Raw genomic sequence first — 20,481 nt, 5'->3', positions numbered from 1 at the left:
GCAGCATGCAAGTCCGAATCATCCATAAATACGATCTCGCTGCCGACATCTGCGGGTTCGAGTTGGCGAGGCCCGACGGTTCTGCGTTACCCGCTTTTGCGGCGGGTGCGCACATCGACGTTCATGTGGGCGATGCACTCGTGCGCCAGTATTCGTTGTGCAACCCTCCCGGCGAGCGTCACCGGTATGTGATCGGTGTACTGCGCGAGGCGCAGTCGCGCGGCGGTTCGATCGCGATGCACGCGCTGGCCGAGGGCAGCCTGCTGGAAATCAGCGAGCCGAAGAATCACTTCCCGCTTGCGGATGCGGCGACGCATTCGCTGTTGCTGGCGGGCGGCATTGGGGTGACGCCTGTTCTCAGCATGGCCGAGCAACTGGTTGCTTCGGGGGCCTCCTTCGAGATGCACTATTGCACGCGCGATCCGCAGCGCGCCGCGTTCCGCGAGCGGCTCGCCGAGGCGCGTTTTGCCGGGCGGGTTCATCTATACTTCGACAGCGCGCCCGCAGACGAACGCTTGAACCTGCGCGCACTATTGGCCGCGCCTGACGCGGGCAAGCATCTGTACGTGTGCGGGCCGGCCGGCTTCATCGGTGCGGTGCTGGACGCGGCTGCCGCAGCGGGCTGGGATGAGCGTAACCTGCATCGCGAGTACTTCGCCGCGGCGGCGCACCCCGAGGCATCGAGCGACGGCTTCCAGGTCGAACTGGCCAGTAGCGGGCGAGTCGTCGACGTCAAAGGCAGCCAGACCGTCATCGCAGCGTTGCTGGCCGCCGGCGTCGAAGTGCCGACCTCGTGCGAGCAAGGCGTTTGCGGCACGTGTTTGACGCGGGTGCTGTCGGGCGAGCCGGATCATCGGGACCTCTATCTCACGGACGAGGAGCGGGCCGCTAACGATTGTTTCCTGCCGTGCTGTTCGCGTTCGAAGTCGCCCGTGCTGGTGCTGGACCTTTGACGGGCGACGGCCGCCTCGACGCGGCGAGCGTCGAGCTTAATCCTGGAGTGCAACACGTGGAGCAAAACGATCCGACTCAATTCGATGCGAGCGCATCGAGTTCGGCGTCGCAAACGGTGAAGGCGCAGTTGGGTCTGCGCGAACTGATTCTTGCGGGCGAGCTGGCCCCAGGGGCGCGTATCACCGAATTGTGGGTGGTCGACCGGCTAGGGGTGTCTCGCACGCCGGTGAGGGCGGCGTTGATGCGCTTGCAGGACGAAGGGCTGCTCGATCCGTTGCCGTCGGGTGGTTACGCCGTGCGCTCGTTTACGGCCTCCGAGATTTACGATGCGATCGAATTGCGCGGCACCCTGGAAGGATTGGCCGCGCGGCTGGCGGCCGAACGCGGGGTCGAAGCTTCGTTGATGGCGCTGCTGCACGACTGTGTCGCGGGGATCGACGAGGTCCTCGAGGACGCCGACCTGTCCGAGCAGAAGTTTTCGCAGTACGTCGAACTCAATGAACGTTTCCACCGCTTGCTGGCTTCGGCCTGCGGCAGCAGTGTGGTGGAAAAACAGTTGTCCAAAGCGATGGCATTGCCGTTTGCGTCGCCGAGCGGGTTTGTCAAGGTGCAGGCGGTCGCGCCCGATGCATACAATGTTCTGATCGTGGCTCAGGCCCAACACCGCGCGGTGCTCGAAGCCATCGAGCGTCGCGAGGGCGCACGTGCTGAAGCATTGATGCGAGAGCATGCCCGGATCGCGCATCGTAATCTGCAGAATGCGCTGAAGAACCAGCAAGCGTTGTCGCAACTGTTCGGCGGCAATCTGATCCGGCAGTGGGCACGCTAGGCTTGGTGCCTCGCACGCGGGATTGCGCCTGTGTAGGTGGACGTCTCACTTAGGCAATCTTGTTGCGGCACAACCGTTACGCAAAGAAGTGGGAATCCATGGTCTCGATGGCGATTCCCGTGCCGCGCACAACCGACGTCTCCGGTTGTTCGGCGAGCACTACCGGAAGCCCCGTTTCCTCACGCAGACGCTGATCGAGGCGGTGCAACATGGCGGCCCCGCCGGTCAGCACGAAGCCGCGATCGGCGATGTCCGCGGCAAGTTCGGGCGGTGTGCTCTCCAGCACGCGCCTGACCAGCGTAACAATGTGATCGAGCGGTTCAGACAACGCTCCGTATACTTCAAGGCTCGATAGTCTCATGGAACGTGGAATGCCTTCCGAAAGGCTACGCCCCGTAATCTCTGTGAACCGTTCATCGGTGTGCGCGATGGCGCATCCAATCTCCAGCTTCACTCTTTGTGCGGTGTGCTCGCCGATCAGCAAGCCGTGCGTGCGCCGAACGTAGTTAAGAATGGCCTGATCAAACGTGTCGCCGCCCATGCGGACGGAGGCGCCGCGCACAACGCTGCCAAGCGCGATCACGCCGATCTCTACAGTCCCCGCGCCGATATCGACGATCATGCAGCCCCTCGCTTCGGAAACGGCCAGTCCTGCTCCGAGGGCCGCGGCCAGCGGTCTTGAGAGAAGATCGACATGGGACGCGCCGGCTCCGTGCACCGCTTCCTTAAAGGCACGACGTTCCACCTGCGTCGCGCCAGCGGGAACAGTAACGGTAATGCGCGGCGCGCCTATCAGCCGGCGGCCTTCGCGGGCGAGCCGCACAAATTGACGGATCATTTGCTCGCTCGCGGCGAAGTTCGAGATCACGCCTCCCTTGATCGGCGTGATGGCCTCGATGTGCCGAGGCAGCCTGCCAAGCATCTTCCTTGCCTCGTCGCCTACTAGCTGCGTCGGACGAGCGCCGGCATTTCGCGGGTCGGGTTGATGAATGCACACGACAGATGCCTGATTCAGAACCACGCCTGCTCCGCAGATATGAATTCTGGTGTTTGCGGTTCCTACATCGAGCGCGAACTTCGCGGATGAAAGGCCTAACAGGCGACCTACGAGCGACATACGCATTGTAGTGTCGCGATCGATTGATTCGCTCCAGGCACCCGTATGTCAGTGTTAAGGGATGGTGCTGCAAGCATCTTCGAAATACCCAGGAAAATTGCGATGACGTATCACATCTCGACCCAATACTCTCAATCCTAGCGTTAGAAGGATTTCAGCGGACCCATTACACATTAACGGTAAGGATGTGATCTGGCTGAAGGGACTGAATTGTAGGGATTTGCTGAAAATTGATTAAGGAAATCGCTTTCGATTTCATAGACTTTGGTGTGTGCACCACTCGGTGCGCACGATCACCGGTTCGATACAGTCCTTCTCGCGCGGAGTAGTGGACCAGAAAGGGGCTGCACCAATGGCGGTTGCGCGGACCCATCTGGCATAACGACGGCACTCGATCCGGGCACGTGAGCCGCGGGACAAAGCAGAAGGAACAATTGGAAATTTGATTCGGAAATTTGATCTGCTAGCCTGAAAACGCTTTGGCGGTGGCCGGCGATGTTTCTCGCGCCATTCTGGGAGCGTCTGTGGGCTTGTGGCAGACGGGCAACCCCAAAGTGGGATCGGTGCCCCGCCGAATCAGATCAGCACATTGAGGCTGATTTTCGTTTTTAACTCATGCAATTACCACCGTATTCACCTGCGGCAGGTCCGACAGGTGACGCGTGTTTCAATGGGTGCGCCAGCAGCAGTGGTCTGGCGTACCGAAGCGGTGGCGATTTCCTGGTTTCCAGATTACGTAGTTATGTCCACTTTCCCGACAGGAGAATCCAGCATGAGTTCGGTGCAGCAAGGCAAACCTATTTCGGCGCAGTCTGCCAACCTGCGCTCTTCGAGTCTCGGCTTCATGGAGACGATTGGCCAGTCGCTCGCAAATATTTCTCCGACCATGACGCCGTCGATCAACGTCGTCTCGTTGGTGGCATTGGCGGGTTTCGGCAGTTGGTTGATCTATGGCGTTTCGACCATCGCTCTATTGTTCGTAGGTCTGAATATTATCGTACTGGCCAGCCGCTTCGCGGCGGCGGGTTCGTTCTTCATTTTTATCTCGCGCTCGCTCGGTCCGGTGGCGGGCGGTTTCGCCGGCTGGGGGTTGATTGCTGCGTATACGGGTACTGCGATGGGTGTGCTCGCCGGAGAAGCCATCTTCGTGCAGAACGCGTTTTCGCCGTGGGGCATCAACGTGCCGACCTGGGTGGTCTATGTCATCAGTGCTGCGCTCGTCTGGTTCCTGGCCGCGCGCGACGTCAAGCTATCGTCGCGCCTGAGCCTCGCCATCGAAGGCGCCTCGATCGTCATTGTCGGCGGCGTGCTGTTCTTCGCTTTTCACCAGCATCCCGAGCGCATCGTCGACCATGCACAACTCTCGCTGCAAGGTACGACGACGAAGGGGATGGCCGAAGCCATGGTGATGGGCATTTTCTCGTTCGTCGGCTTCGAGAGCGCTGCCTCGCTCGGCAAGGAAACCAAGGATCCGCTGCGCGCCATTCCGCGTGCGGTTATCTGGAGCATGATACTGGCGGGCGTCTTCTTTATGTTCGTCGCCTATGCGATGGTCGTTGCATACAACGGCAATGTGAACAAGCTCGGCAACGACACGGCTCCGTTGCAAACGCTGCTGACGGGGTTTGGCGCGCCTATGCTGGCTCCGCTTTTCTACCTGATCGCCTCGCTTAGCGCCTTCGCCTGCGTGCTGGCCTCGATCAACGCGTCGAGCCGCCTGTTGTTTTCGATGGGCCGTTATCAGTTCGTGCACCGCTCGATGGGCATGGTTCACACGAAGCATCAGACGCCGCACTACGCTGTCGCCTTTTCGTCGATCCTGTCGCTGGTCGTGGTGATCGCGCTGCTCGGTACCGGGGCACTGAACACCTTTGGTTATACCAGCACGTTTGCAACCTTCGGCTTTATCGTGGTTTACTTCCTGATCTCGCTGTCTGCGCCGATCTACCTGAAAAAGCAGGGGCAGCTCAAACTGGCGAATGTCATTATCGGCATCCTCGGCGCCGTGTCGATGATCGGTGTGTTCGTGGGCAGTGTTTATCCAGTTCCCGAGTGGCCCTACAACCTCCTGCCGTATCTCTTCGTCGTCTATATGGCCTTCGGTCTCGTCTGGTTGCTGATGCTGAAGAAGCGCTCGCCCCAGCTTCTCGACAAGATCGAACACGACCTGGAAGCGAACGAGTCGGAGATCTTCGGCCGCAAATGACGCAAGCCGATCCCACGCAGGGTGCGCCGGATCGGCCGGGCGGCGTCGTTGCCGGCGCCGCCCGGCCGTGATGGGGCTGCCGGAATCGGCACCCCTGCCAACCCTGGCTTTGACGCTGGGGCTTTTGCATGCATGCGCTTGCAGCCCGAGCGCGGCGAGTGTCCGGAACTCGAGATCGCCTTCATCTCGGAGGGTGGGTGCCCGCCTGCCAACGAGGACTACGTGGGCGTCATGCTCGGCGAGGACGATGCGGTGCAGGTCGCTTTCGGCGCCTATGTCGAGCATTGGGCCTTGCGGCAAGGCGACCGCCTGCTGCTCTGCTCCGACGGGCTTTACCGGCCGGCTTATCGTGAGGCCGCGTGAACACCTGAATAGAAACCCAACACGAGCGTGATGTAGACGAGAGCGGACAAGACTCCAGCTAGCGTGCCTAACACGTCCCTGGCGACTGCGCCGCGTCGGAAATGAACCGGAATCCCCACCAGCAGGTACGCGATCGAGAATACGACGGCGACCATTAAAGGCGGGGGCGCGAATGAGATAAGGAAGTCAGCCCAGGTACGCATGCGCAAACCTCGGAGAAGTCCGGAGCGGCCGCTTTCGCTGCGCGGAGCGCGCCGGTGACTCATACAATGCAGGCATTGCGCGCCAGGAAAACGTGGCTCCAACTGGCGCGATTCTGCGAGCAATTTTAGTGAAACTGGGCGACCAACGCATCCGCGCCCTTGTCCAGGCCGGTCTTCGCAGCACTCAAGGACCCGAAGGCTGCCGGAAGGTTCATTGCGTTCGGATACTGCTTCGAAACGAATGCCTTCAGCAGTTGGCCACTTTTGCTGTCATAGACCTCCACGGCGTAGGAAACCGATCCGCTGAACGCGCCCTGGCCGCCGCGGACCGACTGCACGCCGTTATAGAGATTACCGGCAAGGTCGAAGTGCATGATCTGTCCAACAAGCAGCGTTGTCTTTTCGGCGCCGGTCAATGTCAGCTTGACGCGCAGCGTGTTAGGACCGGGCTGCTTCGCGATCTGGAACCGTGTGGCCAGTTTTTCCGTAAACGTTTTTCCCATGTAATCGGCAAGCTCAGTCCGGTCCGCTCCCTTCATGTCGCCGAACTGGTTATCGCTGCCCTGGTACACGACGACCGGGTCCAGCACAACCTGCGTGTATCGCGACCAGACCACTGGGGCGGCGTATTGGTAGGGTACCTTGCGTGAATCGCCATCATGGTTTTGCTGCAACTGTGAGGATGACGAAATACCAGTGTAAGGAACGGGCTGCACGCCGGCGCACGCGGCCAGGGTCAGCACCGCCGCAGCGGTGAAAAGAAGCGAGCCGATGTTTTTCTTGATCATGTTGCATTCCTTGAGGGGCAATTCGAGCGTAGGAAGGTGTTCTGTTCAGGGCGGAACCGACGAGACCGAACAGTACCACTACCGTTTCTATATGTAAACCGTCTGTACGGATTGTTTTTGAGGAAATCGGTACGATACAATTTCGCCGTTTGGCTCCGCGAGCCTCTTTGTGCAGACGATTGACGGGACCGCTCGCAGGCCTTGAGCCATTGCATCGCATTACCTGGCAAACATCGTCAAGATGCGGCAGTCGCTATGCCCACGCCGCAATCGTCGCGACGTCATCAATATCGATAATGGATAACCAGACCCGTTCGGAGATTTCCCGCAGGAAGGCAATTGACGCCGCCCTTACCATCCTGGCCCGGGACGGTGTTGGCGGACTGACGTTCGATTCGCTGTCGCGCGAAAGCGGCATCAGCAAGGGCGGACTACTGCATCAGTTTCGTACGCGGCACGGTGTGCTGTGCGCATTGCTCGACTATCAGCGGCAGCAGTTTGAGCAGATTGCGCACGACTACATGGAGACGGAAGGTGCAACCAAGGCTGAACCGATCCTGGCAGCCCAGATAGCGATTTATCGGGAAGCCATCAATCAGCCGCGTTCGGTGGCGCGGGCCGGCCTCGCAGCGCTGATCGAGAGTCCGATCTTGGTTGAAGACGTCAGGGAGTCTGACGCGGCGAAAATGAAGGCGTTGCAAGACGACGCGCCCGACCCGGATTTGTCGATGTTGCGATATTTCGCTGCTAGCGGTATTGCATTTCACACCTTGCTGGGAATGTCGCCGTTGAGCGATCTGGCTCGCAACAGGCTGTTCGACCGGCTCCTCGACGAAGAGCGCTGGCAGGCTCAGACGTTGCCTCCGAAACGTCGTTCCAGGCGATCTGCGGGCTGATCGGCGCGCGAGCACGCAAAGCTGCCGCTTTGCGAACCCGATCCAGTGGCTTGATCCAAAAACAAACCGTCTGCACGGTTTACAGATTTAAATTGCGATGTTAGTCTGCCGCCTCGGCGAGTCCGTTGACCGATGGGAGATATCGTTGAGATCACTATTGCAACGTCAAATCAGGGTCTTCGAGAAATTTTCGCGAGCGTATCTTGCCGTTTGCGAGCTCGCAGAAGTCCAGCAGACATTATTGGCGCAGATAGCAACGGCACGAGCGGCAATCGATCGGTCGCAGGACGTGACCTCGGTTCTCCGGGAAGCGCAGAGGTGGGATCCCGATTTCCTGAGTACGGTCCGGGAGATCGATGCAGCCAAGGTGAAACGCATCAGGGATGAGGCATCCGACCCGGAATTGGCGCTATTGCACTGGGAAGCAGCGAGAGGGCTTGCGCTATCCAGTCTTCTTGGAATGTGCCCGTTGTCGGAGGAGGAACGCGATCAATTGTTTGATCGGTTACGCGCGGAGACACAGAGAGGCGCCGCGGTCATCGACCCGTGATCGACCAGGCCCGATCCGCTATGAAAATCGTTCAAACCTTATTTTTCGCCAGCCGGTTGATTTGGCCGTAGAGGACATGTCAGCGCAATGCTTCGCTAGGGAATTCCTTACGATAAATTCCGCTTCGGCCTAACGAAATTTCTGAGCCTCCTGACTGCGAGGCGCCCAGAGCGAGTCTAGTATCGATTCACGGCAACGATTGTTATGCCCGTTCGCTGTGTCATGCCTTCACAGCAGAGACTATCCGGCCGGTATCACGGGAGGTGGTTGAAATGGAGCACGACACGAACCGCTTGATACACGAGATGAACCTCTCCTATCTTCTTCTGATCAAGCGCCTGCTCATAGAAGACAAAGCCACGGGCATGAGCAGTCTCGGTGTGTCGTCGGAGGTGGCCGACCTGCTGGTGTCGCTCTCCCTCAAAGAGATCGCAAGACTGGCCTCGGTTTCGCAGATACTTTGCTCGTTCCGCTTTCATGACCACACCGTGCTGTCCGCTCTGACGCACCATCAGGTTGAGGTTGCTGTAGCGGCGCGGCTGCCGGCGTGCAAGCCTGTCGGGCACACCGCTTAGGCTGAAGCCAATTCCTCCCGCTCTTCAAGACCCATTCCAGTCTCCCTGGATGGACTTGGCTCACTCCGACGCGGCCTAAGCCCACTCGGGCCATCCGATTTCCGTGCGCGCTCAGGTACGGTCCACGTTCCACCATAGGAATTCGCTTCCGGGCGATGCGTACGGCAATGGGGTTTACGCTGATGCCCAGGCTGTCGTTTCATCCCGCTCGCGGAACGTGACGGCTGATCTGATTTGTCGTCGTGACCTCGCGTCACGTTGGCTCTGGCTGCCGCAGATCGAACCAGGGAACTCATCCCTACAATAATTTCAGGAAATCCCTACATGCCTCCCACTACAGGGATCGAAGCGCATCGCCGTATACCGATGTAGCAGCCATGATTTTGGGCTTGCCACCGTTAGCTTCGCAGGGTCCCGCTACGGACACCAACTCATCGATGAACACTACAAAGACAACGCTGTTCAGACAATGTAATGACCCTCATGAAGTTATTGAAAACCGCTAAGGAAATTGCGGCTATTCCCAAACGGAACCCGGATCTACTGATTGCTCAGTACAGAGCTTTCACGTTTCAGATGCCACTCATGTATGTGGTCTTGATGATCAACACGTGGGGCGTGGCGGCGACCCACATGCGTGTGGCGCCGCGATGGATAACGGTCGACATACCGATTGTCATGACCCTGGTCTCGGTCGTGCGAGTTATCGGCTGGCTACGCCGCTCGAGGCAAGACGCCACTCACGAGGTTGCGTTAAAGGCGTTGTCCGATACGCAACGGCTCTCGGGCATTATTGCCATCGCCTTCACCTTGTGGGCGTTCGCACTCTTTCCCTACGGGGGCGCCTACGAAAAGGCTCATGTCACCTTTTATATGGCAATCACCGTCATTGGTGTGATTTTCTGCATGATGCACTTGCGGCCGGCGGCTTTTACGGTTGCGTTCATTGTCAACGGCTCGTTTGTCATTTTCTTCTCGCTCTCCGGGAACCTGGTCTTTGTCGCAATCGCAATCAACACTGCGCTTGTCTCCGCGGCGATGCTTGCCATTTTGCTGATTCACTATCGTGACTTCACCGGCATGGTGAGCGCACGTTCGGAAAATTTCCAGCTTGCAAATATCGATAGCCTGACGGGTTTGGCCAACCGTCGGGCATTTTTTTCCTACCTCGACAACGCGTATGCGAGGGCGAAATCCGATGGAGCCCGTCTTGCCGTGGGCATTATCGATCTGGACGGCTTCAAGGCCGTCAACGACATCTATGGTCATGCGACTGGCGACAAACTGCTTCAGACTATTGGGCTGCGGCTCAGAGAGGTCTGTCCAGCGAACTACTATGTCGCGAGACTCGGTGGGGATGAGTTTTCGATCGTGGCCTCGAACTTCGGCGATACGGGTGAACTTGTGGCGACGGGGGAATTTATCTGTTCCGCGATACGAACCGCCGCGTCGCTTGGAGATACCACGCTGCAAATAGGAGGATCAATAGGATTCGCGGTTTATCCGGATATGGCGGGTGACACAGTGCAATTGTTCGCGAACGCCGACTATGCGCTCTATCACGGCAAGCGCACAAGCCGTGGCAAGGTGACGCTTTTCTCGATCGATCACGATGCCAAGATTCGATCCGACGCGAAAATCGAACAGGCGCTACAACACGCCAATCTTGAAGATGAACTGACGGTTGTGTTCCAGCCGATCGTCAATGTTTCGAGCCGCTCGACCATCGGCTTCGAGGCGCTGGCTCGTTGGTTCAATCCGGCCTTGGGCTCGATCTCGCCTGCGCAATTCATTCCCATTGCCGAGCGAGCCGGGATGATCGAGAGGATCACCCAGATACTATTAAAAAAGGCGCTTGCGCACGCCTCACTTTGGCCTTGCTATATCCGTCTTTCGTTTAACCTGTCCGCTCACGATCTCAGCTCGCCCGATAGTGTCTTCGCTATCGTTACGGCGCTAAACAACAGTTGCTTTGATCCCACCCGCGTTGATTTCGAAGTGACCGAAACGGCTTTTATCCGCGATTTTCCGCAAGTTCGCAGCGCCACGGAGACTTTGCGAGCGCTTGGATGCGGCATCTCTCTGGATGACTTTGGTACCGGTTTTTCGAGCTTGACGCACCTCCATGCGTTGCCTCTCACCAAAATTAAAGTCGATCGTAGCTTTGTCACGGATCTGGACAAAAACCCCGCCAGCTACAAGATCGTCAAATCGCTTCTCGCGCTCAGCCGGGATATGGGCCTTGATTGTATTGTTGAAGGCATCGAGACACGGGACGAACTGGCTATTCTAAAGACACTTGGCGGCCTGATGGTTCAGGGGTATCTATATTCCAAACCGATACCGGCTGATGAGGTCGTGAGTTTCCTTGAGCGGCCATTGATCGCCGCTTAGGCGAGAGGGCCGGCATATTCAGTGACCGTGCCGCTCGCCAACCGGGGCGTGTGTTTGCGGCGCCTGCCGACTCAGCATCAATGTCACCACCGCGGATACCGCCAACGTCGCGGCGACCACATACAGCCCGGCGGCATAACCCCCTGTCACGCTTTTCAGCCAGCCGATCATGAAGGGGCCGACGAAGCCGCCGAGGTTGCCGACCGAATTGATCATGGCGATGCCCGCAGCCGCTCCGGCACCGGAAAGAAATACGCTCGGCATGGCCCACAGTGGTGCTTTCGCGGAACTGATGCCGATGTTCACAACGACCAGCGCAAGAATGACCATCAATACGGTATCGGCGTGGCCGACAAAGACAAAACCGAGGCAGGCGACGACACAAGGGATCACCACATGCCACGTGCGTTCTTCGGTGCGATCCGAGTGTTTGGCCCACAGGATCATCGCGATAACGGCCAGCACGCTCGGAACACCCGTGATGAGGCCGGTTTCAAGCGAGCCGAAGCCATATTGATGGATGATCAAAGGCGCCCAAAGGCCGAGTGTGTACAAACCTGCCGACGTGCCGAAGTAAATCAGGGAGAGCGCCAGGACGCGTGGATCGCGCAATGCACTGAGTGCCCCGGCCGTATGACCGGCGTGCGACTGCCGAGCATCGGCTTCCGTCTTCAGTTTCGCCATCAGCCACTCGCGTTCTTGCGGTTGCATCCAGTGGGCAGCCGACGGCGAGTCCGTCATGTACTTCAAGACCACGAAGCCAAGAATGATCGCGGGTATGGCTTCGAGGATGTACAGCATTTGCCAGTCAGTCAATCCGGCAAGCGGCGGGAGCTTCATGATCGCGCCTGAGATCGGCGAGCCGATCGCCGTCGAGATGGGGGCCGCCGCCATGAACCAAGCCGCTGCCGCCGCGCGCTGGCGGGCCGGGAACCACAAGCTCAGGTAGAGGATGATGCCGGGGAAGAAGCCGGCTTCCGTGATGCCGAGCAAAAAGCGCAGCGCGTAGAAGCTGTTCGGTCCGACCACGAAGGCCGAGGCGGCCGAGACGATGCCCCACGTCACCATGACTCGTGCGATCCACAACCGTGCGCCGACGCGGTGAAGAATCAGATTCGAGGGCACTTCGAACAGGAAGTAGCCGATAAAGAACAACCCACCACCTAGACCGAACGCGGTCGGCGAAAGGCCGATGGCCTTGTTCATGGTGATGGCGGCGAATCCTGCGTTGACGCGGTCCAGAAAACTGATGAAATACAGCAACATGACAAACGGAATTATCCGCAGCATGAGCTTCCTGGAAACCCGCGCTTCGAGATCGTCAATCATTGTCTCCTCCTTGGCGGCCTGGTAGCCGCCAGCCTTTCGTTCTGCGTGTCGGTCTGCTCGCGGGTGGCCGTGCTGGCCGGAGCAGAAAAGAGCGGCGCGAGATCGAATAGGGTGAATGTCTCGTCTTATGCTTGATATTTGCCGCGTACGGATGAGCTCGGCCGGCCGCGCAACGCTGCGGCCTGGCCGCCATGACGGAGTCAGGCGCACAATCCTTTCCGTTCGGCCGTGCTCATCGTCAGGTGTGCCTGCCGTGCCGGGTCTAACCGTGCGCGGATGTCTTCGCGTTTACGCCGCGTTCCCCAACGAGACTTCCTTCGGGGCGTCCGCACTGGGAGCGGCTGCTTTCTCCAACAGCGCACAAACAGCGGCCGTCACTTGCGCTGTCGTTGCTGTGCCGCCGAGATCGCGCGTATGCAGGGACGTATCGGCGGTCACCGCTTCGACGGCCTGCATGACACGCCTCGCGGCGTCGAACTCGCCGAGATGCTCGAGCAACATGACGACGGACCAGAAGGTGCCGACCGGGTTGGCGAGGCCCTTGCCCATGATGTCGAACGCAGAGCCGTGGATCGGCTCGAACATGGACGGAAAGCGCCGCTCCGGATCGATGTTGCCGGTCGGCGCGATGCCAAGGCTGCCGGCGAGCGCGGCGGCCAGATCGCTGAGAATATCTGCGTGCAGGTTGGTGGCGACGATCGTGTCGAGCGTCGCGGGACGATTGACCATGCGAGCGGTCGAGGCGTCCACCAGTTCCTTGTCCCATTTGACGTCCGGGAATTCCTTCGAGATTTCGAGCGCGATCTCGTCCCACATCACCATGGCGTGACGTTGAGCGTTGCTCTTGGTGATGACGGTCAGCAGTTTGCGCGGGCGGGATTGCGCGAGGCGGAACGAGAAGCGCATGATCCGCTCGACGCCGGCGCGGGTCAGGATCGATACGTCCGTTGCCGCTTCGATCGGATGGCCCTGGTGGACCCGGCCGCCCACGCCTGAATATTCGCCTTCCGAGTTTTCGCGGACGATGACCCAGTTCAGATCTTCCGGCTTGCAGCGCTTCAGCGGGCCGTCGATACCCGGCAGGATGCGGGTCGGCCGGACGTTGGCATATTGGTCGAAGCCCTGGCAGATTTTCAGGCGCAGGCCCCACAACGTGATGTGATCGGGAATGTCCGGGTCGCCGGCCGAACCGAACAGGATCGCGTCCTTGTGGCGGATCGCATCGAGCCCATCGGCCGGCATCATGACGCCATGCTTGCGGTAGTAGTCGCCGCCCCAGTCGAAGTTCTCGAACTCGAACGCGAACGACTTCGTGGTCTTTGCCAGTGCTTCGAGGACCTGCGCGCCGGCAGGCACGACTTCCTTGCCGATGCCGTCGCCGGGGATGGTGGCGATGCGATAGGTTTTCATGTCTCCGTCCTTCACGCGTTGTAAGTGTGAATGAACTTTACCCATCTCCGGATTCGAAAACCGGTGCTAAACTCAAAGCATCCTTAACTTTTATTCACAAGTGAAGGACATGCGCGATACCGTCCAACCCTCTGATTTGAGTTTCTTTTCGACGCTTGCTGCGTCCGGTAGCCTGAGCGCCGCCGCGCGCGAGCTGGGCCTGACTGCGGCGGCTATCAGCAAGCATTTGACGCAGATGGAGCGCCGCGCGGGTGTTCCGCTCGTCAACCGGACCACCCGGCGGATGACGCTCACGCCGGAGGGCGAGCTGTATCTGGAGCACGCGCGCCGGATTCTCGATGAAATTGACGAACTGGCTGAATTGCTCGGCAGCGCTAAGCAAACCCCAAGAGGCTTGCTGCGGGTCAACGCAACGCTGGGTTTCGGCCGCAGCCATGTTGCGCCGGCGATTTCGCGTTTCGTCACGAAATATCCGCAGGTATCGGTCCAGCTACAGTTGTCGGTTACGCCCCCGCCGCTGACCGACGACGCGTTCGATGTCTGTATCAGGTTCGGCGAGCCGCCGGACACGAGAGTGATCGCGCGCCGTCTTGCGCCAAATCGCCGGGTGCTATGTGCGGCGCCTGCCTATATCGCGTCGCGGGGGCTGCCGGTCACGGCGCACGACCTGACCCGGCACAACTGTATCGGCATCAGGCAAGGTGACGAGGCGTATGGCGTCTGGCGTTTGACTTCAGGGCGGGGCGCGTCCCGCACGACGGAAGCCGTACGCATCAAAGGCAGCCTGACGACGAACGACGGCGAGATCGCCGTGAAGTGGGCGCTCGAGGGTCACGGGATCCTGATGCGGGCCGAGTGGGATATCAAACAGTACCTGGCCGACGGTTCACTGGTGCGGGTGCTGCCCGATCACGAAACGCCGAGTGCCGATATCTTCGCGGTCTATTCGCAGCGGCACCAGATGTCCAATCGCACCCGTGCGTTCGTTGACTTCATCGCACGCGAGCTTGGCGGCGCGGCAGGCGAGCGCGCATAGGCGGCTGAAAGCGTCCAACAATGGGGCGCTACTAGTCGGCCAGAACGACCTGCTGCCCATGCTGCCTGAAGTGCTCCAGACAGGCCTGCTCGGACAGCGGCGCGCTATGGAAGTAGCCCTGGAAGACGTCGCAGCCCAGCTCGACGAGCGCGCAGCGTTGCGCAGCGGTTTCCACGAACTCGGCCACCACCTTTACGTTCCGCGAACGGCCCAGGGCCGTGATCGTGCGGATGACGTCCGCGGTGGTGCTGTTGGCCAGGACAGCACACGTGAGCGATCCGTCCAGCTTGATCGAAGAGACGGGAAAGCGCTGCATGTATAGCAGGGACGAGTGTCCCATGCCGAAGTCGTCCATCGAAAGACGTACGCCGGCGGCAGTGAGCTGTCTGAGCGTCTCCTCGACAACCTGCCCGTCCGGTATCTCGGCCGATTCGGTAATCTCCAGCTCGATTTCGACCGGCTCCAGTCCGTGCGTGCGCAGTGCCGTGTTCACGCGCGCGGGTAGTTCCGGATCGGTGAGCTGGATGGGTGAGAGATTGATCGCCAACGTCAGTTGTCGATGGCCGGCCGCGTTCCAGCGCGCCTTGCATGCGCAGGCTTCGTTGATTATCCAGGCGCCCAGGCGATGAATCTCCTTGCTGTTTTCGGCCAAGGTCACCGCGACGAGCGGCGACAGGGCGCCGTACCGCGCATGACGCCAGCGCAACAGGGCCTCCGCGCCGACCACGCTGCCTGCACGGTCGTGCATGGGCTGGTAGACGAGGCTCAAGGTCTGACGGCCGTGGTTCAGGCCGTCTCTAAGATCCGCGAGCAGCCCGCGTGCCATGTGACCGACTTCGTCATGGCGCTGGATCAAAGGCGGGCGTGCCTGGGGATTGCAGAGAATAGTCTGCGTGATCATGTGCGCCGCGCCGACCTCGCGCGCCTCGCGTTCTGCTTCCGCCTTGCGAACGAACGGCAGGTACAGCGCCGCGCTCAGGCCGATCTCGAGCAGTTGCAGCAAGACGCCGCGCCACGAGTTCGTGAGCATCCAGCCCGAGAGCAGCGGCGGGGTCGTCCACATCAGCGCCACCGGATGAACGGTCAGCCAGCCGCTCTCCACCGCGGCGAGCGTAAGCAGGCAGAGCACCAGCGGCACGCAGATGAAAGGAATCAGGTAAATCGAATTCAGGACGATGGGCAGGCCGTACAGCAGCGACTCGTTGATGTTGAAGATGGCCGGCACGATCGACATGTGTGCGATGCGCCGCTGCGAACCCTGCTTCACGACCAGCAGGATCGCCACGATCAGGCCGCAGGTCGCGCCGGAACCCCCTAGCAGGACGAAGGTGTTGAACAGGGTCCGCGACGCCAGCGCGCTGGTGTAGGCCGTGTTCATCTGCGCGAACAGGCCGGCCGCGTAGACGTCCAGCATGTTGCCGCCGTTCACGCCCACGAACCATAGGATCTGGTTCATGCCGACTGCCGCGATGCTCAGCACCCATGTGGCGGTCCCGTGCGCCTGGGCCCAGACCACGAATCCGTCGAGTGCCTCGTGCGACAGGTTGGGCAGCCGGTCCAGCAAGCCGACGGCCGCCAGCATGACCAGGCCGGTCGCGATGACAGGCCCGGTGAGCCGGATTCCGAAGTAGAAATTGGACTCGACGTCATAAGGCACGCGTGCCGGTGCGAACCAGCGCACGCGCACCATCTGCCGCAGCAGTTCGGCCGAGGCGATGCCCACTACGATGCCCCGCAGCATGGCGTGGCGCCCCAGGCTGTCGCCGTAGATCGGCTCGGCAAACACGAACAGCATGAAGTTGATGAGCGCTGACATTGCCGCCATGACTGGAGGCACTTCCATGCCGTCGGCTGACGTCGACGGCAGGCGGCTGACGAGCTGAGCGGCAATCAGCGGGGCCAGCGCCAGTCCCATGATGCCGTGCGTGGCCAGCACGACCAGGTTCAGGCGCTCTTGCCAGGGTCTTGCGCCGGGCGCAGCCAGCGCGTGCTGATAGGCATCCCAGGGCAGGTTTTGCAGCAGCACGGCGCCCAGGCCGAAGAAGGTCAGGGGCATCAAGGTTACGAACGAATCCCTGACGACCTCGAGCCAAAGCGCCAGTCGCGTGACGCAAGCGCCAAACGCAAGAACGATCCTGGATCTGATCGCAGGTACAAAGTTGCGCATGTTGTCTCTATGGAAGATCCTTGATCCCGCAGGGCCGAAAACCGAAGGTCAATATACAGATCATCTACATGGGTATACGGCGATACGCTTCGGTCTTTGTAGTGAAAATCGTGTAGGTATTTGCTGAATTTTTTGTGGGGAAATGCTTTGTATCAATATAAGGAGGTCTAAGGTCAGCGTCGTAATCAAGCTAGGATGCGCGCCCGCGTAACCTGAAAATCTGCCCACGTGCCATCAATTGTTAGGAATATCCTTATCTTACATAAGAAAAACCTTACGAATTAATTCATGAGCGAGAATCAATGTCGTATCTGATTTCATAAGGAAGGCTAAAGTAGTTTTTTTGTTTGCCGATATTTCCTCTGAATAGCTTGATACGAATGCGATGCACTCGGACGTCGCCACAAGCGACCTACCTCCCGGGGAACGGAGTTCAATGTCGAAATGGAAGCCCTGTTGGCAGCAGATTCCAAGCTGCCTTCTCGCGCCCCTGGTGGCCCTGGCAGTGGCAGTGGCCATGCCGCCCGCCGATGCAGCCGATGCCTGGGACGGTGGCGCGACACCGGTCTTTCGCCACGTCGAAGTACCTAGCGACGTCGCAGCGACCACGATGCTGCAGAGTCGGGAAGGCTTGATCTGGATTGCCTCGCAGACCGGCCTCTCCAGTTGGGACGGCTATCGCTTTCACAGCTACATCGCCAACCCCGGCGTGCCCGGCAGCTTGCCCTCGTCCTATGTCAACGCACTGCATGAGGATGGTGAAGGCCGCCTCTGGGTCGGCACGGATAGTGGTGGCCTGGCGCGGCTCGACAAGGCAACGGACAGTTTCTGGACGCTCGGCGCGGGCCCCCAGGGCCTGAGCAGCCCGAGCGTGTTCGCGCTCGCCGCCGACGGTACGCACGGACTGTGGGTGGGCACGGCCGCCGGGTTGGACCGGCTGGACCTCGCTACCGGCAAGGTGCGGCGTCAAGCCGAGGGGGCGGTCCCGCCGGGCCTGCCGGCTCATCGTGTCAACGCTCTCCTCGTCGACCGCCGCGGCAACCTGTGGGTCGGCACGATGGAAGGAATCTACCTGCTGCGCACCGGTGCCCAGGCCTTTCAGCCGGTGCCGACGGCCAGCGTCACCAGCGCCGCCGTCGAGGTGTGGCGCTTGATGGAGGACGGAGCAGGGCGTATCTGGGTGGGGACGCGCGCGACCGGCGCCTTGGTGATCGAACCCGGTACCGTGATTGCCCGGCAGGTGCGCGACAGCGAGCGCAGTGACGGAAAGGGGATCGAGACCGACTGGGTCGCCGCGATCGTCGACGCCGGCGACGGCCAGGTGTGGCTCGGCACGTGGTCGCAGGGCATCGTGCAGGTAGACACTCGCACCTGGGCGACGCGGCGCCTGCGCCATGACCCTGCGGCGCCCGGCAGCCTGGGCAAGGATGACGTGCCGGCGCTGCTGCGCGACCGCGGTGGCCTCGTCTGGGCTGGCGGGCCGAATCTGCTCGATTCGATCGATCCCACGCAGCGGGCGATTTCCACCTGGTACGGTAGCAGTGGCCGCCTGGTCGGCGGTACGAACGCGGAGGTCACCTCGGTGTTCGTGCGGCCCGACGGCAGTGTCTGGCTCGGTAGCGACAACGGCGGCATCGACATCATCCCGCCGGACCGTGGACGCGACCGGCGGCTGGCGGCCCAGGACGGCCAGTCGAGCACGGCGCTCCCCAGGAGCTCCGTGCTGTCGATGGCAGATGCGCCGGACGGCGAAGTCTACCTCGGTACCGCCAAGGGTCTCTACCGGACGCGCGACGGCGGCCGCGGCGTCGCGCGCATGGAGTTCGCCGGCCTGGCGCCCAATGCGTTGACGAGGGCGCTGTGCGTGGTTGGCGGCAGGCTCTGGATCGGCGGGACCGGGCTGAGCTACGTCGACCAGGCCACGCAAGGCGCAGCAGCGCAAAGCGTTGCCAGCCTGCAGGGCACCGACATCATGACCCTTGACAGCCTCGCAGACGGATCGCTGTGGGTGGGGACGTCGACCGGGTTGGTGCGGTACTGGCCCGCAACCGGCCGCGTCGAGCGGCCCTGGCCGGAAGCACCGGGCCGCGTCGGCTTGCCCAGCAGCCGCGTGACCTCGGTGGTGAAGGACAGCCGCGGCCGGCTATGGATCGCGTTCTACGGCGGTGGCGTGCGGGTGGTCGAACCCGGCGCGCAGGGCGCGGCTGCGCGAGTGCATCGCATCGGTCACGAGCAGGGCCTGCGCAACAACGCTGCGAACGCCCTGTTGCTCGATGCGCGTGGCAACGCATGGGTGAGCACCGACAGCGGCATCCTGCGCATCGACCGCGACACGCTCGCCACGACGCTGCTGCAACAGGCCGACGGGGTGGGGCTGCTGCCGTACTGGACCTCGGCAGCCGCTATCACGCCGGAAGGCGACCTGCTGTTTGGCGGCAACGGCCTGACGATCGTGCATCCCGACAAATTTCAGGCGTCGCACTTCAAGGCCCCCATCGTACTCACGGAACAGGACGGCCTGCCGGCAGCGCCGGCCGGCATCACGCTCGGCCCCGCGCAGCGCGCGGTACAGATCACCTTCGCGCTGCTCGACTACGCGGCGCCCGAACGCACGCGCTACGCCTACCGCCTGGCCGGCCTCGAGGACGCATGGACCGACTCCCCCGCCGAGTTGCGCATGGCCCACTACACGAACGTGCCGCCCGGCAACTACACGCTGCAGGTGCGGGCGTCGAACCGTCCGGACCAGTGGACGGCGTCGGTGAACCTGCCGATCCACGTCGTGCCGGCATGGTACGAGACGATTTCCTTTCGCGTGAGCGTGGCAGCGTTGCTGCTGGCGCTCGTCGGTGTGCTGATCCAGGTGCGCACCCGGCTACTACGCCGCCGGGCCGCGGCATTGGAGGCGCTGATCGCGCAGCGGACCCAGGAACTCCAGCAACGCTCCGATGAACTCGTGCGCCGCACGGCGGAATTGCAAGCCAGCGAGCAGCGGCTTGAGCAGTTGGCTTACTTCGATGGACTGACGGGCCTCGCGAACCGGCGGCATTTCAATGACGACCTGCAACACCTGGTGGAGCAGGCGCGCCGAGGCGCCGGCTTCGCGCTTGTGCTGGTCGACCTCGACCGCCTCAAGCCGATCAATGACGCCTTTGGTCATGACGCCGGCGACGTGGTGCTGAAAGCCGTGGGTTCGCGCCTGCGCCTGACGACGCGCGAGGACGATCTCGTCTCGCGTCTGGGCGGCGACGAGTTCGCAGTGCTGCTCAGGCAGCCGGGCGACCGCGAGGCCGTGGCCGCCGTGTGCGAGCGAATCATCGCGACGTTCGCCCAGCCGGTTCCGTATCGCAGCTTGTCGCTGGAGGTTAGCGTGAGCATCGGCGTGGCGCGGTTCCCGCAGGATGCACAGGATGCCATGGCGCTGTACAAAGCCGCGGACGTGGCGCTCTATGCGGCGAAAGAGGCTGGCCGCGGCGCCTGGCGCTGGGCCGGGACGCCTTTTGAGGTGGACGGGTCTACGCGGTGAACACGCGGCGTCCGCCGGATGGGATGCGCATCCTTGTGGATCGGCGGGGACTTCCTTAGTAAATATTCAGGTTTTACTTAATATTCCTGACAAACTGATTCGGCAAAACCGGCTTCCGGCTTCCGGATGCAAACGGTT

At 61.1% G+C, this 20,481-nt stretch carries 15 protein-coding genes; 10 read left to right on the top strand and 5 right to left on the bottom strand.

Annotation, left to right across the window (positions count from 1 at the left end; genetic code table 11):
- Nucleotides 1-5: 5 nt before the first annotated feature.
- Together AC1ECK_RS05375 and AC1ECK_RS05370 are read left to right on the top strand one after the other, a co-directional pair.
- The gene (locus tag AC1ECK_RS05375) at nt 6-953 is read left to right on the top strand and encodes a PDR/VanB family oxidoreductase (protein WP_480316659.1); all 948 of its coding nucleotides are present in this window, start codon (nt 6-8) and stop codon (nt 951-953) included.
- Between the two features lie 56 nt (nt 954-1,009).
- Entirely contained in the window at nt 1,010-1,783 is a 774-nt protein-coding gene (locus AC1ECK_RS05370; protein WP_480316657.1) for a GntR family transcriptional regulator, read from the top strand.
- A gap of 76 nt (nt 1,784-1,859) precedes the next feature.
- On the opposite strand, the gene mreB is transcribed toward AC1ECK_RS05370, so the two are convergent.
- Nucleotides 1,860-2,900, bottom strand: a complete 1,041-nt coding sequence (mreB, locus tag AC1ECK_RS05365) for a rod shape-determining protein MreB (protein WP_480317327.1) — start codon at nt 2,898-2,900, stop codon at nt 1,860-1,862.
- A 772-nt stretch (nt 2,901-3,672) separates the two neighbouring features.
- On the opposite strand from mreB, the gene AC1ECK_RS05360 reads away from it, so the two are divergent.
- Together AC1ECK_RS05360 and AC1ECK_RS05355 are read left to right on the top strand one after the other, a co-directional pair.
- Nucleotides 3,673-5,106 (top strand): APC family permease, encoded by a 1,434-nt coding sequence (locus tag AC1ECK_RS05360; RefSeq protein WP_480316655.1) that lies wholly within the window; start codon nt 3,673-3,675, stop codon nt 5,104-5,106.
- Between the two features lie 132 nt (nt 5,107-5,238).
- Nucleotides 5,239-5,469: a hypothetical protein gene (locus AC1ECK_RS05355; RefSeq protein WP_480316653.1), complete on the top strand. Its 231-nt coding sequence runs from the start codon at nt 5,239-5,241 to the stop codon at nt 5,467-5,469.
- A 328-nt stretch (nt 5,470-5,797) separates the two neighbouring features.
- Here the strand turns inward: AC1ECK_RS05355 and AC1ECK_RS05350 are convergent, their stop codons facing one another.
- Nucleotides 5,798-6,460 (bottom strand): DUF3313 domain-containing protein, encoded by a 663-nt coding sequence (locus AC1ECK_RS05350; RefSeq protein WP_480316651.1) that lies wholly within the window; start codon nt 6,458-6,460, stop codon nt 5,798-5,800.
- Nucleotides 6,461-6,756: 296 nt separating this feature from the next.
- On the opposite strand from AC1ECK_RS05350, the gene AC1ECK_RS05345 reads away from it, so the two are divergent.
- From AC1ECK_RS05345 to AC1ECK_RS05330, 4 genes are all read left to right on the top strand, one after another.
- A complete protein-coding gene (locus AC1ECK_RS05345) occupies nt 6,757-7,356 on the top strand; it encodes a TetR/AcrR family transcriptional regulator (RefSeq protein WP_480316649.1) in 600 nt (199 codons plus the stop codon).
- Between the two features lie 157 nt (nt 7,357-7,513).
- Nucleotides 7,514-7,906 (top strand): hypothetical protein, encoded by a 393-nt coding sequence (locus tag AC1ECK_RS05340; RefSeq protein WP_480316647.1) that lies wholly within the window; start codon nt 7,514-7,516, stop codon nt 7,904-7,906.
- A 272-nt stretch (nt 7,907-8,178) separates the two neighbouring features.
- Nucleotides 8,179-8,481 (top strand): flagellar transcriptional regulator FlhD, encoded by a 303-nt coding sequence (locus AC1ECK_RS05335; protein ID WP_480316645.1) that lies wholly within the window; start codon nt 8,179-8,181, stop codon nt 8,479-8,481.
- Between the two features lie 474 nt (nt 8,482-8,955).
- Nucleotides 8,956-10,875, top strand: coding sequence for a putative bifunctional diguanylate cyclase/phosphodiesterase (locus AC1ECK_RS05330; protein ID WP_480316643.1), 1,920 nt, complete (start codon nt 8,956-8,958; stop codon nt 10,873-10,875).
- Nucleotides 10,876-10,893: 18 nt separating this feature from the next.
- Here AC1ECK_RS05330 and AC1ECK_RS05325 read toward each other — a convergent pair whose 3' ends face one another.
- Together AC1ECK_RS05325 and AC1ECK_RS05320 are read right to left on the bottom strand one after the other, a co-directional pair.
- Nucleotides 10,894-12,204, bottom strand: coding sequence for an MFS transporter (locus tag AC1ECK_RS05325; protein ID WP_480317325.1), 1,311 nt, complete (start codon nt 12,202-12,204; stop codon nt 10,894-10,896).
- Nucleotides 12,205-12,492: 288 nt separating this feature from the next.
- On the bottom strand, nt 12,493-13,614 hold the full coding sequence (locus AC1ECK_RS05320) for a tartrate dehydrogenase (protein WP_480316641.1): 1,122 nt from the start codon (nt 13,612-13,614) through the stop codon (nt 12,493-12,495).
- A gap of 109 nt (nt 13,615-13,723) precedes the next feature.
- On the opposite strand from AC1ECK_RS05320, the gene AC1ECK_RS05315 reads away from it, so the two are divergent.
- The gene (locus tag AC1ECK_RS05315) at nt 13,724-14,650 is read left to right on the top strand and encodes a LysR substrate-binding domain-containing protein (protein WP_480316639.1); all 927 of its coding nucleotides are present in this window, start codon (nt 13,724-13,726) and stop codon (nt 14,648-14,650) included.
- A gap of 31 nt (nt 14,651-14,681) precedes the next feature.
- Here the strand turns inward: AC1ECK_RS05315 and AC1ECK_RS05310 are convergent, their stop codons facing one another.
- On the bottom strand, nt 14,682-16,817 hold the full coding sequence (locus tag AC1ECK_RS05310; protein WP_480316637.1) for an EAL domain-containing protein: 2,136 nt from the start codon (nt 16,815-16,817) through the stop codon (nt 14,682-14,684).
- Nucleotides 16,818-17,334: 517 nt separating this feature from the next.
- Here AC1ECK_RS05310 and AC1ECK_RS05305 point away from each other — a divergent pair.
- Nucleotides 17,335-20,343: a diguanylate cyclase domain-containing protein gene (locus AC1ECK_RS05305; protein WP_480316635.1), complete on the top strand. Its 3,009-nt coding sequence runs from the start codon at nt 17,335-17,337 to the stop codon at nt 20,341-20,343.
- Nucleotides 20,344-20,481: the final 138 nt, after the last annotated feature.

The organism is Paraburkholderia sp. SSBN10T, assembly GCF_056619545.1.
Note: the sequence above shows the minus strand (reverse complement) of the source record. Positions and strands in the feature narration are given on the sequence as shown.